The sequence below is a fragment of the uncultured Dokdonia sp. genome (assembly GCF_947496725.1).
Classification (GTDB): domain Bacteria; phylum Bacteroidota; class Bacteroidia; order Flavobacteriales; family Flavobacteriaceae; genus Dokdonia.
This window is the reverse complement of record NZ_CANMDS010000007.1, coordinates 113,200-131,089: the sequence shown is the minus strand read 5'-3', so window position 1 is coordinate 131,089 and position 17,890 is coordinate 113,200. Positions and strand designations below refer to the sequence as shown.

Below are 17,890 nucleotides of genomic sequence, written 5' to 3'. Positions count from 1 at the left end.
AGTCTAACCAATAATAGCTTATCACAACTTGTGAATAAACTATGCTCAAAAAACAACAATATGGATTGGATTTATAGCACAGACGACCCACTACTACAAACAATAGCCGGAAGCTTAATGATTTTTATAGTAGTCATCATATTAACACGTATTATAGGGTTGCGATCTTTTGCAAAATTTACAGCTTATGATTTTGCATTTACCATCGCAATAGGTAGTATCATATCTTCTACACTAACTTCTAGCACCTCTATTGCGCACGGATCTGTAGCTGTGGGGGCCTTACTGATTCTTACATTTATATTTTCTTACTTACAGCGTGCTGTGCCTGCCATAAACAAACTTATATCAAATAAACCCCTACTCCTTATGGACGGAAGTACCATTCTTGAAGAAAACCTAAAGTATGCTCGTATAGAAAAAGGGCAACTTATTGCCAAACTTAGAGAGGCAAATGTACTTACCTATGAGCAAGTAGAGGCAGTTGTACTTGAATCTACAGGTGACATATCTGTGTTACACACCTCATCGTCAGAGGATGATGGTGTGCTTAACAAGGCATTGTTAGATGGTGTGCGTAAAACGCCATAAGGGTATTCTTATTTTATAAATCGTGATAGATTTGATGATTAAATAACGACTTTTGCACTATGGAAAAATCAGAGTTTTTAGAACAACAAGTATTTGCAGGATTAACACCAGAAAATGATGGATCAGGAACAGATACTGCTTATCAATTTTCTGAAGCAGATTTTGAAACTGTACTAGATCGTGCAGAGCATTATGGGCTGGGTATCTATACCATTGAGTCATTCTTCAAAGGGACTCCATATGCTACAACCACTCACGAAGATTTAAAGAAAAGAGCTACCGACCATCGCTGGTTTAAAAGAGCATTCTTAACTTCAAAAACAAAACAAGCAGGTCTTACCTACGCTGCAACCTACAAAGTATCTGCAAAGTTGCTCGCAAGAGATACTTTTCAAGACGAAGAGGAGTAAAAACTAGTCCTTACCTACCCAGGTGCCTAGTGTACTTTTATCATAACTGTAACCCAGCGACATACCGGTCTCTTTTATCACAAGCGATTTGCCCGGAGCTGTTATTACTCCCTCAGTAAGTAAGTAGTTGTTTATCTTCTTGACATCACTGTTAGGCAAGGCAACATTATCTACTATAACCGAACTTCCGTTAAGCATCATTTTTACAGATCTACTAGAACTAGCTATGTAATCATTACGTACTAACCACGTTACAATCTTTTCTACAGCTGTAAAGCCATCTACAATAACAATATGATTTCCCTTTTTATAGAAACTTACCTCTGTAACGTCCTGCATACCGTATTTCCTAAAAACGCTATTCACCTTAGACCATTGAGTGCTAGATAAGCGTGTACCGTTTGCATAAGCTCCGGCATCTTCTTTTACAAATACAATAGTTTCTTCACCCTTAAGTAGTCCTTCATTATTTAGAGTGTTAATGAGGGCTTCTTGTACCACTGGCCATTGCCAGATATTACTATTCACATCACTTGCTGCCGTTTTTGTACTAGGTAACTCTAGTAAATTACGCACGTAACTATCTATACCTCCACCTCTTTTTGAGTTAAGACCTAGTCGCTCTGCTTCATTAGAGAGGCGCAGTGCCTCTCTCTCTAGCCGTGCAGCATCTCTTACAGAAACCTCCCTTAGTCGTGCAGCCTCTCGTTGCATACGTGCTGCATCACGTCTTGCACGGTCTGCATCGCGTTCTAATCGTTGTATTTCTTGTCGCTCGCTTCCTCCAGAAACAAGGGTACGTAAGATGTTACCCATATCTGTAAACTTTGCAATCATATCTGGTGCAGCGATCGTTTTATCTAGTTCAATCTTGAGGCGTTTCTCACTCAGTGCGATTTCATAAACGGTATCTTCATCACCCTCAAGACTCCAGACCATATCCTTCCCGCTAGATTGCATATTTTTTGTACCCATTTCGGCTACTAAGAAGTCTTTTATAGCGGCATATCTGTTACTCGGATAACGAGATTTTACTCGGTACTCATCATTTGAGTTACTTACTGAGTACGACGTACTGCCGCCACTTCCATAATTACCATTTTGGGTAATCACAGATACGTTAGAAGAGTTTGTAGTTACCGTGGTGGTTGCATCTTCATAAACCGTTGCAGGTGGGGCTGGCGGAGCTGGTGGAGCTGTTTGTGCAATTACATTCATTCCTAAGCCTATAAGGGCTGCTGTGCATATATTTCTTACTGTTTTCATTGTGTTACTTTTTTAATCTTCCGCTTTCGCGAAAGCGATTACCTATTCATTTTTTGATAATTCAATTGTAAAGGTTAATCCTACACCTCTTGTGCTAGCAATTGAAATGGAAGAATCATCTTTAAAATATTTTCGAAGCCGACTGATAAAGACATCCATACTGCGGCCTGAGAAAAAGTCGTCGTTTCCCCAGATTTTAGACAGAATATCTTCTCTTCGAAGTAGCTGATTTTTGTTTTCGTAAAAAAACTGAATCAACTGTGCTTCCTTTTCTGTGAGAGATTGTACGGTCTCTCCAAAGGTGAGCGTGTGATTGTGAGCATCAAAGTGATAGTTTCCTATCGCAGTGATTTCATTTATATCTGGTCTAACCTTTGCGAGGTTAGGTCTAGATCGTTTTAAAATATTAGTAAGGCGTAGCACGAGTATATCTGCCTCAAAGGGTTTTACGATATAATCGTCTGCTCCAAGTTTGAGCCCCTGTATGCGGTCTTCCTTCATCTTACGTGCGGTGAGGAACACAAAGGGAACTTCTGGGTTAATACTTATCACTTTCTCTGCAAGTGTAAACCCATCCATCTTAGGCATCATCACATCAAAAACACAGATGTCATAGGTTACTCCTTCTGAGTGCGCTTTCGCGAAAGCGTTATGAGCCTCTTCCCCATCTTTACACCAAGTAACTTCAAAATTGTGTATCTCGAGATATTGCTTGAGGATACTCCCAAAATCAAAATCATCTTCGGCGAGTAGTATGTTGTTTTTTGCAATCATTATAAAGGCAATTTTATAGTGAAGGTGCTTCCCTCGTTTTCTATGCTTTTAAGGGTTATGGTTCCCCCGTGAGCAGTAATAATTTGATGTGTAAAATAGAGACCGAGACCTAGCCCTTTTACGTTATGTACATCACTATTACCAGCGCGATAAAACTTGTCAAAAATAGCTTTCTGGTCTGCTGGTGAGATACCGGTCCCGTTATCTGATATCTCAATGCAATAGTTTCTATTTACAAGGCGCGTGATGACCGTCACGGTAACTTGGTCTTTACCATACTTTACTGCGTTCTCTAGCACATTAAGAAGTGCCGTAGTGAGGTGAAATCTGTCTATGCGCAAGAGCACTTCTGGACTGTAGACCTTGTTTAAGACTGTGAGATGTGCGTGCTGTGTAGCAATCTCAAAATCTGAAAGTAGGTCCTTAAAAAACACATTATCACTTACCTGCTCTTTATTGAGCTGTAGCTCCTCTGCGCTCAAGCTATTAGTAAGTACTTGATCTATTAACTTTTGTAATCTACTATTTTGTCGCTCTACGATGCCTAGCGTGTTATTAAAGGCATCTGGATTACTTTTTATCGCTTCATTGCGCAAGCTTTTGGTAGCGATACCTAGTGTTGCGAGAGGTGTTTTGAGCTCGTGAGTGACATTATTAATAAAGTCTGTTTTTACCTCGGCAATTTTTTTCTGAGTAATTAGGTTTTTTATTGAGTAGTACAGTAACCCTATTACAAAAAGGAATAAAATGATACTTCCTACAATGAGTACCCACATTCTTTTAAGTACCAGAGATTTCCAGTTAGGTACTTGTATCTCTTGTGTGGTGCGCACTTCAAAATCGTACGAGCTTATACTTATACTGTCACCCCTACGGTCTATAAACTCATTTGTATCAAAGGTGCGTGCATAGTTGATACTTCTTGAAATTCCTGTTTTAAACTTCTGCCCAAAAATGCGTTTTCTCTCATTATCTTTTATAGGAAAAATGGTGTCTGTATTAGGATAGTCTATGATGACAATGCTTAACAAATTCTGTCTATAAGCAACCTCATAACCCAACTCTTTTTGTAATTGCAAGGCTTCATAGCGTTGCATATACTGCTCGTTATAAGTATCTGCATTGCGGTAAAATCGTTCTACCACCTGTCGCTTAGTTATACTCTCATTAAAGTAATCTGCTAGGTGATCTTCTAGGTCTACTTCTATAAGTGCGTCATAGAGAGAATCTAATTCTCTATCATTTGCAATCTCAGAAACCGCATTTGAGGTTTCATTAAAGAAAGCGGTTTTTTTGAGCTCGTAGGTATTACTTATTAAATAAGCTTGTATGGCACATAACGCTAGTAATGCTAGTGCAGATATTGCTATTAATAAGGAGAATTTACTTTTCATCTGTAGCTGGTTGATGTTGTAAATGTAGTGGGAAAGTACAGTTAGACATAATTAATACCCATCGTTAACCGAGCATTAACCTTAAAATTGCTTGTAACCCTTACTCAGTATGTACTTCGCTCTTAGGTTAATACAACGACTGTTGTTCTTGCTTTTACATTAACCTAGCCCTTAACCCGTGGTTAACCTGATTATCAAATAGATGATCTCACTTTTGTGCCATCAAACAAAAGAACCAACCTTATGAAAACAGTACTCATTTTTATACTCACCTTACTCACAACAAGCGTCACTGCACAGCAATCTCTTAAAGCGCATCGCACAGGAGAGGCACCTAAAATAGATGGAAACCTCACAGAGGCAGTCTGGAAAGCACAACTAGAAACCAAAACGTTTACACAAAAAGCACCTAATGCTGGACAACCCTCTCTACGAGCAACAGAGATTGCCGTACTATATGATGATAATTACCTCTACGTAGGCGCTGTACTCAATACAAATGATAAAGATGAAATAAGACGCCTCCTTACCGCTCGTGATGATGTGGGTAATGCAGACTATTTTGGGGTGCAAATTGATCCCTTTGGGCAGACACGCGAGGGTTATGACTTTACTGTGACGGCAGCCGGTGTGCAGTTTGACAGTAAAATATCTGGCAACACCGGTGCAGACGAAAATTTTAATGTTATCTGGGAAAGTGAAGTCACCGTGCACGATACTCACTGGGACATTGAGATACGCATCCCCTGGAATAGCATACGTTTCCCAAAAGAAGACCTATCAGATTTTACGATTAACTTTCAGCGTTTTTCTGGGGCGCTTAATGAAGAATCTTTCTGGAGTCCCATAGATCCTACTATAGATGGATACCTCAACCAGTTTGGGTCGCTTGTAGGTATCGAGCGTGTAAAGCCACCGCTCAACTTGTCTTTTGTACCCTTTGTATCTGCCGTACACGAGACAGATAGCGATGGCGCTACAGAGACCACGCTTAACCCTGGACTCGATGTAAAGTATGTGATTGATAATGCATACACGCTTGATGTATCTGTTATTCCAGATTTTAGCCAGGCACGCAGTGATGACCAGGTTTTCAACCTATCTCCTTTTGAAGTACAGTTTGCAGAGCAACGTCCATTCTTTATTGAAGGTACAGAGCTTTTTGATAAAGGCGGCTACCTCTTTACACGTCGCATAGGTGGTAGACCTATAAATGCAAATGCTTTTACGCTTTCAGATAATGAGACGGTGGTTAGTTATCCTACAAGTTCAAATATTATAAATCTTGTGAAATTTACCGGAAAGTCACAAAACGGACTCTCTGTAGGGGTGCTTAATGGGGTAACCGCTTTCGCGAAAGCGGAAATAAAAAACACATCTACAGATGAAGTAAGAGAGGTAATTACAAATCCGCTCACAAATTATAATGCGCTGGTCATAGATAAACAACTCAAAAACAATAGTTCTGTCACGCTCATAAATAACTCCGTATTACGATCTGGAAGTGCTTATGACAGTAACTTTAGCGCACTTTTATACGAATGGTTTAATGCAAAACGCACTTATAGGGCTAGCTTTAAGAAGGCCGTGTCACAACAATATGGGCTGGACGGAGATAATATTTTTGGACACGAGTATAATGCTTATGTATCAAAAGTAAGTGGCGCCTGGACGGGAGGCGTGAGCTGGAACTTAAAGGATGAAGATTTTGATAATAATGATTTTGGCTTCTTGCAGCGTAACAACAGTATGGTTTTCCGTGGGAATGTAAATTATCGCAATACTGCTCCAAAAAAATGGTTCCAGCAGTATCAACTAGATCTAGATCACCAGCAGCGATTTTATTACAGCCTTATGGAACGTGAGCGCTCGCAATATCGCTTCTCAAGTTTTGCTACGACAAAGGGTAACCAAAATCTCTTTGTCACGCTAAGCTACGTCTCAAAACGTCAAGACTTTTTTGAAGCACGAGTACAAGACCGCGTTTTTAATAGACCTGCGCTCTCTGAGATCGTTCTTGAATATCAAACTAACCGAAATAAGAATCTATCGTGGGCTGGTTACTTTGTAGCAGTAGATTATAAAAATCACAACATACAAACCGAACAGTACGTGATGGGTTATGGTTTACGTGCAAGACTGGGGCAACACTTCTTTGCAGAGTTTGAGCAAGATTATACAGATAACCCTAACGATATAGGTTATATCACAAATCAAGAGGACCAGATCATCATAGGCCAGCGTTCTATAAACCAGCTCACCAATGCAATACAGCTCAACTATGCGGTAAACGCAAAAATTAATATGAATCTAAGACTACGTCACTACTGGATTAAAGTAGATTATAAAAATCAATACGCTTTACAGCAGGACGGAAACCTGACGGTAAATAACCTCTCTATAGATCCTGATAGTTTTGACAGCACATTTAATGCTTTTAATCTTGACTTTGTCGCGCGCTGGCAGTTTGCTCCCGCAAGTGAGCTATCACTAGGGTATCGTGTAGGTAAAACTGCCTTTGCAGATAATGTAGATGGAGATTACTTAGACGGAATACATACACTTAGTGATGCTACAGGTATAGAAACCTTGAGTTTACGTATGCGTTGGTTTTTAGACTTTAACAGATTAAAAAAACGTAGTTGATGTAACAAAGTGAAATACTTTCCTACATATAGGGTATGTATAAATCATTTTTTCAAAATATAGCGACAGAGCAAGGAGGTACTTTTTTATACCAAGATCAAGATACTAGCATAGGTGGCGGCATACGCCTTCCTAAGGTTCAGTATTTATTAAAAATACCTGTAGGGGATACTGAGATAAACATCATCAATATCACAGGAAAAGAATTTTCTGGTCATATCTCTATGAAGTTACCAAAACAGCCAGAGAGTCACACTTTTGAACTCACTACAAACTCGCATATTAAATCACTTTTTATAGGTAAATCAAAGCGCTTTAACATCAATAGCGACAGCGCTCAAATGGCTGAGTTTTTAAGAAACAACAGTCAAATTGCAATCTTAAAAGAAATTGCTCAAGAAGATAGCTTCCAGCCTATAATTACGGGTACAAACGAGGATGATCATTATCTTTTGATAGCAAAATATCATCTAGAATTTGATAATTGGAACAGTCCTGTGCTTCCGCTTATAGATTTATTTAAAGAGTTGCACACACGATTTGTGGTTAATAACGAGCGCTTTGCAAATGATGTAACTATCAGTATGGGGTCTTAAATAACTCCTAACACAATCTTAAACAACTACCGTCTAGCGTAGTAATGCCATAGCTTTGTTACACTTGCCCTTTTACAAAGGGTGAGTTTAACAACCAACCTATGAAACACTACGCCATAATAGGAGGAGGTCCCAGAGGACTTTTTGCTCTTGAAAGCCTTTTTACCGCGCTCTACAATAACGCTCCAGAAGCTCAAATAAAAGTTACCTTATTTGAACCTTTTAAATATCCTGGAGCAGGCTGGGTATGGAATCCTGAGCAAGTAGCGAGCAACTGGCTTAATATTACTGAGCGTGCCTTACAAGACTTACCTGGCAGACCAGAAATAAAACTAGGTAATGATATTATCCCTGCATTTCCCTCATATACGGAGTGGTTACCAGAAAAACAACAAAATCCACCAGCTACGCATCCAGATCAGTTTCCTCCACGGGCAAAGATGGGAACCTATCTTAATGCTCGTTTTGAGACTATTACAAGTGCGCTTAAGGGATTTGACTTGCTAAATATTGTACAGGAGACTGTCACTAAACTCACCTATATCCCACCAGAATTCACAGCAAATACAAAAGATACATCCATCACCGCAATAGATGAAGTAGTACTTACCATTGGGCATCAGGATACGGAACTATCAGAGCAGCTGCAAGAGTGGAAAGATCACATTGCACAAACTGATAACGCCCTCCTATTTACAGAAGCCTATCCCGTAGAAAAAATGATAAATGCAAACATCACCTCAGAGAGCGTAGTTGCTTTTAGAGGTTTTGGACTTGCAATGATTGATCAGATACGTGCGCTTACCTTGCAGCGCGGTGCACATTTTGAGATACTTGATAATGATACCAAAGAAGTAGCTTTTCACGGCGGAAAAAACCATCCACAACGGTTTGTTCCCTTTTCCTTAGATGGACTTCCTATGGTGCCAAAACCTATAAATAAAGCGGTAGATAAGTGGTTTATGCCAAGTGATGATGTTATAAACGCTTTCGCGAAAGCGATACATAAAGGAGCTTGTGGCGATCACCCTGCCAAGGATCAATACTTCCTACTAGAAGCAATGGCAGCTGTTGTGGCTCCCTTATTTTTAAAATTAGGAGACAAAGCCATACGACACGATCTTACCGAAGAAGAAGTTTATTACTTAACCATAAACTACCTCAACAATAAAGCACTAGCGCATCCCCTACTCCTATCGCATCAAAAACCTGTCTTGCAAATGATGCAACAACAAGTGGAAATGGCAGTAGGAGAAGCACCGGTAAGCCTCGACTACTTTATAGGTCAAGTATGGCGACACTGCCAGCCTACCATCTACAGAGAGTTCTCATATCCAGCAATCGCAGATGATGTGGTTGCCGAAGTTATTGCGCTAGACGAAGCATCAAAACGATATTCTTACGGTCCACCCGTTGAAAGCATACAACAACTTATTGCGCTTGCAAAAGCAGGATTGTTAGATCTCGGCTTTGTAAATAATCCAGAAATCACTTACGTAGACGGAGGCTGGCAACTTAAATCTGATAGTAATAAGGTTACCGTAGATGTAATGCTTAACTCCGTACTAGATTCTCCACAACTTGTCACCGTAGATACACCTATCATTAAAAACTTACTAGGCAACGAGATGATTGAGCCTAAACATACAGATCTAGGCATACGCACAGACGATTATGGTTATGTAGAAGTACCAGAAGGTAAAAGTTTTGTACCACTAGCGGTATTGGGCAGACTATCTAAGGGAAGTGTGATAGGTGTAGATGCAATTTTAGAATGTTTTGGACCGCGCACTATAAGCTGGTCTGAGCGCAGTATAGCCTTAATGAAGAACGAAAAATAAAGAAGATGAGCAGAGGATTTGTAAAAGAAGATGACCAAGAAGAAACTCCTATAATTCCGCCTAGGGCAGCACTACCAGATGGTGTGACAAACTACGTCACTAGCCACGGATTAACGCAACTTAAGGAAGAGCTTAGCACGCTAGATAATAAAATCTCCACCCTAGATGAGACAGATGAGCGCGAGCGCAGGCGCGCACTCGCAGTTCTTAATGGGAAGCGCAACTTACTATTGGAACGCATACAGAGCGCAAGACTACTTGATCACATAAAGGATGAGGGAGAAATACGTTTTGGCGCCACAGTCACCTATACCATCGCTGGTATGACTAAGCCCATTACCATCCAGATTGTGGGCGTAGATGAGGCTAGTGTAAAAGACAAAAAAATTGCCTTCACCGCTCCTATTGCTAGAGCCCTTATTGGCAGAAAGGTGGATGAAACACCTACATTTCAGCTAGGTAATGACGAGAAGAAACTCACTATTAGAAATATAGCTTACGTAGAGTAGTATGAGGTTTACGCTTTCGCTAAAGCGTAACAATCACATTTAAAAACAAGTTCACATATCGTAACTTTATAACAAAAAATAGAGCTACTTAACCCCTAATTTATCACCTATGCAAACGATTCTATATAAAGCAAACAGTCGAGGAAACGCAAACCACGGCTGGTTACAGAGTTTTCACACCTTTAGCTTTGCGAGTTACCATAACCCTAATCGTATGAACTTTGGAGCGATGCGTGTGCTCAATGATGACACGGTTGCGGCTGGTAGAGGTTTTGATATGCACAGGCATCTCAATATGGAAATTGTATCCATCCCGCTCTCTGGTGATCTAGAGCATAAGGATAGTATGGGTAACCAGACGGTGATACAGCAAGGTGACATCCAAGTGATGAGTGCTGGGACTGGAATAGATCACAGTGAGTATAATAAAAATAAGGATCGCGAGGTGCAGTTTTTACAAATCTGGATTATGCCTAACCAGCGTCCAGTCTCGCCTCGATATGATCAGATTAAAATAAATGAGCATCACCTCAAAAATGAATTTGTACAAATACTATCACCAAATCAAGGTGATGAGGGTGTATGGATTTACCAAGATGCTTGGTTTCATATGGGTGAGTTTACACAAGAGCAAACGCTTGTACACAAATTACATAAAAAAGGGAACGGCCTTTTTATTTTTGTACTTGAAGGTAGTGCTCACGCCGCTGGCGAACTACTAGACAGACGTGATGCCATAGGAGTTTATGACATTGCCGAGCTAGAAATTACCGCACAATCTGACTCTAAAATATTACTTATCGAGGTGCCTATGCAGTTTTAATAGTTGGGCGTTACCTGTCGGTCGGGCTTTCGGCAGTCGCTCTCTACGAGGAGCTTCAACAATTGCCTCTATCCCTAACGCATTATGATGGCTTGTTAATGACAGACATATATTTCTTTAATTCATTTGCAACCTTAGGAGCAAGTATCACAAGCCCTATCATATTAGGTACCATCATCGCAAATACCATTGCGTCAGAAAATCCTATGACCGCTCCTAGACTAGCTGCACCACCAATTACTACAAATATGCAAAAGAGCGTCTTATAGGCATACTCCACTTTTTTACCTCTCCCAAAGAGATAACTCCACGATTGATACCCATAATAAGACCACGATATCATAGATGAAAAGGCAAAAAGTATCACTGCAAAAGAAAGTAAATAAGGAAACCAAGAAATCCCGCTCTCTAGCGCAGATGCCGTGAGCAAGACGCCTTGCTCATCATTCAAAATTGCCCCTACCACTAGTGTATCTGTTATAATAAGTGCTAACGCAGTCATTGTACAAACCAGCACGGTATCTATAAAAGGCTCTAGCAAAGCTACTAATCCCTCACTTGCTGGATAATTGGTCTTCACAGCACTGTGTGCGATAGAGGCACTACCTATACCCGCCTCATTAGAGAAAGCGCCACGCCTAAAGCCTTGTATCATCACACCTACAAAACCACCAGTAACACCTTCTGGGCTAAATGCTCCGTCCCATATACTTAGTAATGCTGCAGGCAATGCGTCTATATTTAGCCCTATTACTGTGAGCACGGCAAGTACATACATCACCACCATAGCTGGAACAATTTTATCTGTAACCGTGGCTATTTTCTTTATTCCTCCTATGATAACGATACCCACAAGTATGGACATTATTAGTCCAAAAAGCCATCCCTTACCATAAAACCAACTTTGCTCTGCTCCCGTGACGTGTTCAAATAACTTAAATGCTTGATTTACCTGAAACATATTACCTCCACCAAAAGACCCACCTATACACATTATAGCAAAAATAACAGCTAGCACCTTTCCTAGTTTTGTGAATCCTTTACTCCTGAGACCTTTACTCAAATAATACATAGGCCCTCCATATACAGTTCCATTTGCTGCTACTTCTCTATAAGAAACACCTAGCGTGCACTCAACAAACTTTGATGACATACCTAGCAACCCGACAACAATCATCCAGAAAGTTGCACCTGGACCACCTATAGAAAGTGCAATTGCAACCCCTGCAATATTACCAAGTCCTACTGTTGCAGATAATGCTGCTGTGAGGGCTTGAAAGTGACTTACCTCTCCCTGCTCACTTTCGTCTCTTATAGTATCTGGTAAATCTACTGTGGTCGTATGCGTTTCTCCCTTTTCTATTGCATCATACTTACCTCGCACAACCTGAATAGAAGTCCAGAAACCTCTTACATTAATAGCCTTAAAATAGAAGGTGAAATATGTAGCTCCAGCAATAAGAACGATAAGTACCCAAGGCAAGCCCACATTTTCAGTAATGGGAATTTGCCACATTACTGCATCTACAAACCAGCTAGTTGCCTTATCAAATTGTTCATTAATACGCTCATCTAGAGAGCTGTTTTGAATACATAAAAAGAGATTCATAGTATATGTTTTTGATCTTCTCAAAAGTCATATACTTATGCTCACTATAAAAGGTTACGCAGTGTTCAAAAAGACATAGTTAAGTACTTAAGTACTTCTTAACCCTATTGTTTTATAGAAGCGTGCTGCAATAAGTCATTTGCTTTTGCAAATGCAATTAGTCGTTCCTTACCTCCTGTTCCGCTTATGCTTAGCATCTTTTTGATTTGGTGTATATGGGCTTGAAAACCATCTAGCGAGATGTGCATCGCCTCTGCCATCTCTCCATAAGACATTGTATCGCCATATAACCCTAAGTTGCCTAAAACTTCTTTTTGCCTGTCTGAGAGTTCAATCTTATGTGCTGCCTTGAGCGTTTTAAGCTCAGACTTCATACTTTTTATAGTATCAAGATGGCTCTCATTTGCCAGTGTAAGTTGCTCTTGATTTTTAAGTAGTCTACTATTTTCAAGGGTGAGTGATGCCGCTCTACTTTCTTCTTGTTCTTTTTCTGATAAGAATTTCCAACTATATAACAAGATGGAAAATAATAAAATAAAGAGAAACTTAAATGATATAGAAGTTACCGCACCTATGGCTGCCCAACTTGCTGCTAGTGATGTATTCTCTATGTAGCTATTTGGTATAATACGATGCGTCACTGCAATTACAATCAGGATAAAAAGAGCAATTACAGGGATTACCATAAATCGCATATCTCTATTATTAAATGCTTTATGCAACTCGATAAGTAATGCCACCGCCACAACAATAGAAATAGGGATATCTATAAGCCAGATAAGTGTATTGCTTATAGCTGTATTATTATACGAGGTTACTATAAAAACAAAAGAGATCATCATAAGTATCCCTAAAAATACGCGCACAAACTCACGCTCTGTAAAACGTTCTACTAGTCGTACAACTAGGCTACGCTCTTTGTTATGTTCTATAGATGGTAATGAGAGTAAAATACACAGCGAGTTTACTAAGGAAAAAAGTACACCTAGATATATGATTGATCTACTGCTGTAATTACTGTCAAATATCCCTACCAGTACAAGGTTAGATAATGCGCCTACTCCCCAAACTAAAATGGCCCATCCAAACCATTTTATACCGTTTACAGCCTTCAAAGAAGCTCCGCGTTGTAATTCCTTAAAGTAAATGCGCTGTATAACCACAGCCGTAATAAGACAGACAATGGCAGTAACGGTGTAAACAGTGGTCGTGAGCATAGAGTACTAATATAAGAGATTGTTTACTATTAAATACCTCTGTAATTTTGATTGTTTTCAATTACGCTTTCGCGAAAGCGTAACAAAACCATTTTAAAAGCTACTTACATACAAACTCATATAAATGATTATAACAACTACAAACAGTATACAAGGCAGAGAGATCACACAGTACTTAGGTGTGATTACAAGTTTTATGTATGCCAAACTTTTTGATACAAAGGGACTCAGTTTTAAAGATTCCTTTAGTATGAGTAAAGTCTATAAAAGTGGCGAAGAAGGAATAGATGCCGCCAAACAAGAAGTACTCAAGAAACTGGAAGCGAAAGCTAAGGAAATGGGAGCTCACGCGATTGTGGGAGTCACTATGGATGTAGAGGTTATAAGCCAAAACACAAAACTAGGCGTCTCTGCAATGGGTACCGCTGTAGTATTAAGGTGATGATACTTTTAGAACGTACAAGCTCGTCGCATCCAGACTTTATAAAACTAGTCGCATTACTTGATGCATATCTAGCTCAAGTAGATGGTGACGACCACCATTTTTATAACCAGTTTAATGGCATAACTACCTTGCAACACTGCCTCGTAATTTATGATGATAACGTTGCCGTAGGTTGTGGTGCCATCAAAAAGTTTGAGTCCACAAGCTTTGAAATAAAAAGAATGTACGTACACCACACTGCAAGAGGTAAAGGATATGCAATACAACTTGTAAATGCACTAGAAGAATGGGCGCAAGAACTAGGTGCCACACATACCGTACTAGAAACTGGTAAGCGTATGCAAGATGCCGTCCAACTCTACAACAAGTTAGGTTACACTAGTATCGCAAACTATGGGCAATATAAAGGAGTAGCAAATAGTCTCTGTTTTATGAAACAATTAAAATCTTAAATCTATCCCATTTAATATGGTTTTAAGATAGTTAGGCTAGGTTAGAAGTAACTTTACTGTACTAACCAATCACATTAAATGAAATTCTCACTTAAAAACTTCCTACAAGGTTTTGGTATTATAGCCATTATCCTCACCTTATTACCGCTTATTGCTATAGACTACTGGTGGATACGCATTTTTGATTTTCCGCACGCGCAGCTTACGCTGCTTACGTTTATAGCTCTTGTCACCTATTTTATACGCTTTAATATCAAGTATGTAGGAGATTATATTTTTGTGAGTGTTCTCGCTGCGTGTTTTATATTTCAGCTTGTTAAGATTTATGACTATACACCACTTGCAGCTCCAGAAGCACTAGAAAATACAATCACAGACACTAGCAAGTCTATAAAAATATATAGTGCAAACGTTTTACAAAAAAACACACAATATGACCTTCTACTATCTCAAGTAGCAGATTATGATCCAGACATTGTATTACTTATGGAAACAGATACAGTCTGGAAAAAAGCGGTACACAGTAGTCTCGCATCTACATACTCCCACCATTTACTTGAGCCGCGTGGTAATACGTATGGAATGCTACTTTATTCAAAACTACCGCTTACCCAAAAAAAGGTAAGACACCTCGTAGATAAGGAAGTTCCATCTATGGAAGCCATTGTTACACTAGAGAGCGGAGACCAAATACAACTTTATGCCATACACCCTACTCCACCTATGCCTCAACACAACCCTATGAGTTCGGATAGAGACACAGAGATGATGAAAACGGCATTTACAGTAAATAAAAGAACGCTTCCCGTAATTGTGATGGGTGACTTTAATGATGTGGCTTGGTCAAGAACGACTTCGCTCTTTAGAAAAGTGAGTAAACTACTAGACCCCCGCATAGGCCGTGGTTTTTACAACACATTTAATGCGAAAAATATACTGATGAGATGGCCTCTTGATCACCTTTTTACCTCTCAAGAGTTTAGAGTAAAAAAGCTAGAGCGCACAGGTCATATAAAATCTGATCATTTCCCAGTATATTCAGAGCTTACCTATGAGCCACAAGGAGCAAGTTTACAACTTCCCCAAGAACCAACAGACTCTGAAATAAAAAGTGCAAAAAGTCAACTCAAAGAGCAGAACTTACTCAATATGGGTGTAAACTAGTTGTTTTAGTAATTTGTTCTCAAGGGACTTAACGCTCACTTAACACCCCTAGAACACTTAAGTAATAATTTTGTAGCTACAATATCTCTTGTATGAAACATTTTTACTTAGTTGCTTTTCTTATTTCTATTTGCTGTAATCCTTTAATAGCGCAGGTCACTATAAATGAACTTGATGCAGATACACCTAGTACAGATGACCAAGAGTTTATAGAACTCCTTACCACTCCAGAAGCTTCTCTAGACGGATATGTGCTTGTTTTATTTAATGGATCTAGTAGTGGCGGTGATAGCAGCTACTTTGCACTTGATCTAGATGGCCTTGTGGCAGATGTAAACGGTATTGTACTTATAGGCAGTAATAATGTGGTACCTGTACCAGATTTTATACTGTTTGATAATACGATACAAAACGGCGCAGATGCCGTTGCAATATATCAAGGAGACGAACAAGACTTTCCTGAAGGTACACTTGCTACCACAGCAAATCTTGTAGATGCACTAGTTTATGATACTAACGATAGTAATGATACAAACCTCCTCAATCTACTAGGAGAAACCACACAAGTAAACGAAGGTGGTAATGGTGCATCATCCAGTAACTCCATCCAACTTAATAGTACGGGAGGATATGATGTCACAACCCCTACCCCAGGACAACTTAATGATGGATCTGGAGTGGTATTTAATTTTATAGGCGCTAGTACTTCTCAAACAGCTTATAATGAAGGTGAAGAGATTACCATAAACTTCACCACGACTACAGCCGTTACAAACACTACCATATTTACATTTACCCTGGACAATGCAGGCTTTAACTCGGCAGATTTTACGGGTGACACAAGTGTTACCATTTCAGCGGGTGCTTCTACAGGACAAACTACCATTACAATTATAGACGATCAAGACGATGAGGGTGATGAGGAGCTGAAAATCACCTTTGGCGAAATGCCAGATGGTTTTAAAAGAGCAAATGATAATATTATCATACGTATCATAGACAATGACTTTACAACTGCCTCATACGGTACTCCCCTCGCTCCTACCTATGACCAAGTAGAGAGTACACAACCAGATGGCTATTACGACCCCATTGATACACTTGCAGATGACGCACTTATACAAGCCTTACAAGATATCATAGCAGATCCATCTATTGTACGTGCGCAAACCTATGCAGATATTATAGATATTTTAAAAGAGGCAGACCAAAGCCCACTTAACAGTAATCAGGTATGGCTAGTCTATACAGAGCAGCAGCGTCCTAAGTTAGATTTTCAGACTTCTGGAGGTAGTAATGAGGGCTTATGGAACAGAGAGCACACCTACCCACGATCGCGTGGAGGTTTTAATGACATAGAGTACGATCAAGTAGCAGATGGTATAGACATTTTTACAACCACAAAGGCAGACTCACTACGCCACGCAAATAGTGATGCCCACGCACTGCGTGCAGCAGATGGACCAGAAAATAGCTCTCGCGGTAACCAAGACTACGGCGAGTACAGTGGCCCTACAGGTAATCAAGGTAGTTTTTATGGTGATGTAGCGCGTAGTATCTTTTTCTTAACCATACGCTATAACGGGCTTGACGTAGTATCTGGCAATCCCGCAAATACGACTGTGGGAGCTCTAGGTGACCTAGATATTTTACTAGACTGGCACCGTAACGACCCACCAGATGATTATGAGATGAATCGTAATAACGTTATTTATAACTGGCAGTTTAATCGTAATCCCTTTATAGATATGCCAGAACTTGTAGAGTATATCTGGGGTACAAACGTAGGTGAGCAGTGGACTAATCCGTTGGGGGTTGAAGATAATAAGCTTAGTGATATGACTATATATCCTAACCCATCTTCGGGTGCAATTACTATAACTACCCCTCAAGAAACTGGTGAGGTATTCTTGTTTGATACTCTAGGTCGTGAGGTTTATAAAGATAACTTTCAGAGTGGTAGCCCTATCATTCATAACCTACCTAGCGGTGTATATATTTTAAAAGTGATGACAAGTACAACTGCCACAACACGTTTACTCATTGTGAGATAAAACAGCACTTCGGGGTAATTACGCTTTCGCGAAAGCGCACCACTACACCCTACAGGTTTTAACATTGTGTCGTTTTCTTTTAACCCTTTTTTAGTACAA

16 protein-coding genes are annotated in these 17,890 nt (G+C 39.8%); 11 read left to right on the top strand and 5 right to left on the bottom strand.

What is annotated here, in order from left to right:
• The first annotated feature begins 60 nt into the window (after window positions 1-60).
• On the top strand, window positions 61-591 hold the full coding sequence (locus Q0948_RS14285; protein WP_298354024.1) for a DUF421 domain-containing protein: 531 nt from the start codon (window positions 61-63) through the stop codon (window positions 589-591).
• A gap of 59 nt (window positions 592-650) precedes the next feature.
• Complete coding sequence (locus tag Q0948_RS14280) at window positions 651-1,001, top strand: hypothetical protein (RefSeq protein ID WP_298354027.1); 351 nt, start codon at window positions 651-653, stop codon at window positions 999-1,001.
• Window positions 1,002-1,004: 3 nt separating this feature from the next.
• Here the strand turns inward: Q0948_RS14280 and Q0948_RS14275 are convergent, their stop codons facing one another.
• The 3 genes from Q0948_RS14275 to Q0948_RS14265 are packed head-to-tail and all read right to left on the bottom strand — an operon-like array spanning window position 1,005 to window position 4,435.
• A complete protein-coding gene (locus Q0948_RS14275) occupies window positions 1,005-2,267 on the bottom strand; it encodes a hypothetical protein (RefSeq protein ID WP_298354030.1) in 1,263 nt (420 codons plus the stop codon).
• Window positions 2,268-2,309: 42 nt separating this feature from the next.
• Window positions 2,310-3,041 carry a response regulator transcription factor gene (locus Q0948_RS14270; RefSeq protein WP_298354033.1) on the bottom strand — a complete coding sequence of 244 codons (732 nt, stop codon included), beginning with the start codon at window positions 3,039-3,041 and terminating at the stop codon, window positions 2,310-2,312.
• Window positions 3,041-4,435 (bottom strand): HAMP domain-containing sensor histidine kinase, encoded by a 1,395-nt coding sequence (locus Q0948_RS14265; RefSeq protein ID WP_298354036.1) that lies wholly within the window; start codon window positions 4,433-4,435, stop codon window positions 3,041-3,043. Before Q0948_RS14265 ends, Q0948_RS14270 begins: the two co-directional genes overlap by 1 nt.
• 243 nt (window positions 4,436-4,678) lie before the next feature.
• Between Q0948_RS14265 and Q0948_RS14260 the strand changes: the two genes are divergently transcribed.
• The 5 genes from Q0948_RS14260 (at window position 4,679) to Q0948_RS14240 (ending at window position 10,850) form a co-directional block, all read left to right on the top strand.
• Window positions 4,679-7,081 (top strand): DUF5916 domain-containing protein, encoded by a 2,403-nt coding sequence (locus Q0948_RS14260; RefSeq protein ID WP_298354039.1) that lies wholly within the window; start codon window positions 4,679-4,681, stop codon window positions 7,079-7,081.
• Between the two features lie 35 nt (window positions 7,082-7,116).
• Window positions 7,117-7,677: a hypothetical protein gene (locus Q0948_RS14255; protein WP_298354042.1), complete on the top strand. Its 561-nt coding sequence runs from the start codon at window positions 7,117-7,119 to the stop codon at window positions 7,675-7,677.
• Window positions 7,678-7,778: 101 nt separating this feature from the next.
• The gene (locus Q0948_RS14250; protein ID WP_298354045.1) at window positions 7,779-9,518 is read left to right on the top strand and encodes an FAD/NAD(P)-binding protein; all 1,740 of its coding nucleotides are present in this window, start codon (window positions 7,779-7,781) and stop codon (window positions 9,516-9,518) included.
• A 5-nt stretch (window positions 9,519-9,523) separates the two neighbouring features.
• Window positions 9,524-10,027 (top strand): GreA/GreB family elongation factor, encoded by a 504-nt coding sequence (locus Q0948_RS14245; protein WP_298354048.1) that lies wholly within the window; start codon window positions 9,524-9,526, stop codon window positions 10,025-10,027.
• A 109-nt stretch (window positions 10,028-10,136) separates the two neighbouring features.
• Window positions 10,137-10,850 carry a pirin family protein gene (locus tag Q0948_RS14240; RefSeq protein ID WP_298354051.1) on the top strand — a complete coding sequence of 238 codons (714 nt, stop codon included), beginning with the start codon at window positions 10,137-10,139 and terminating at the stop codon, window positions 10,848-10,850.
• An 82-nt stretch (window positions 10,851-10,932) separates the two neighbouring features.
• On the opposite strand, the gene Q0948_RS14235 is transcribed toward Q0948_RS14240, so the two are convergent.
• Window positions 10,933-12,459 carry a sodium:alanine symporter family protein gene (locus Q0948_RS14235; protein ID WP_298354054.1) on the bottom strand — a complete coding sequence of 509 codons (1,527 nt, stop codon included), beginning with the start codon at window positions 12,457-12,459 and terminating at the stop codon, window positions 10,933-10,935.
• A 104-nt stretch (window positions 12,460-12,563) separates the two neighbouring features.
• A complete protein-coding gene (locus tag Q0948_RS14230; protein ID WP_038600563.1) occupies window positions 12,564-13,676 on the bottom strand; it encodes a sigma-70 family RNA polymerase sigma factor in 1,113 nt (370 codons plus the stop codon).
• A 124-nt stretch (window positions 13,677-13,800) separates the two neighbouring features.
• On the opposite strand from Q0948_RS14230, the gene Q0948_RS14225 reads away from it, so the two are divergent.
• From Q0948_RS14225 to Q0948_RS14210, 4 genes are all read left to right on the top strand, one after another.
• Entirely contained in the window at window positions 13,801-14,118 is a 318-nt protein-coding gene (locus Q0948_RS14225) for a heavy metal-binding domain-containing protein (RefSeq protein WP_298354058.1), read from the top strand.
• Complete coding sequence (locus Q0948_RS14220; protein ID WP_298354061.1) at window positions 14,118-14,573, top strand: GNAT family N-acetyltransferase; 456 nt, start codon at window positions 14,118-14,120, stop codon at window positions 14,571-14,573. The genes Q0948_RS14225 and Q0948_RS14220 overlap by 1 nt, the downstream gene beginning before the upstream one ends.
• A gap of 78 nt (window positions 14,574-14,651) precedes the next feature.
• Window positions 14,652-15,737, top strand: a complete 1,086-nt coding sequence (locus tag Q0948_RS14215; RefSeq protein WP_298354064.1) for an endonuclease/exonuclease/phosphatase family protein — start codon at window positions 14,652-14,654, stop codon at window positions 15,735-15,737.
• Window positions 15,738-15,829: 92 nt separating this feature from the next.
• Window positions 15,830-17,791 carry an endonuclease gene (locus Q0948_RS14210; protein ID WP_298354067.1) on the top strand — a complete coding sequence of 654 codons (1,962 nt, stop codon included), beginning with the start codon at window positions 15,830-15,832 and terminating at the stop codon, window positions 17,789-17,791.
• Window positions 17,792-17,890 lie beyond the last annotated feature (99 nt).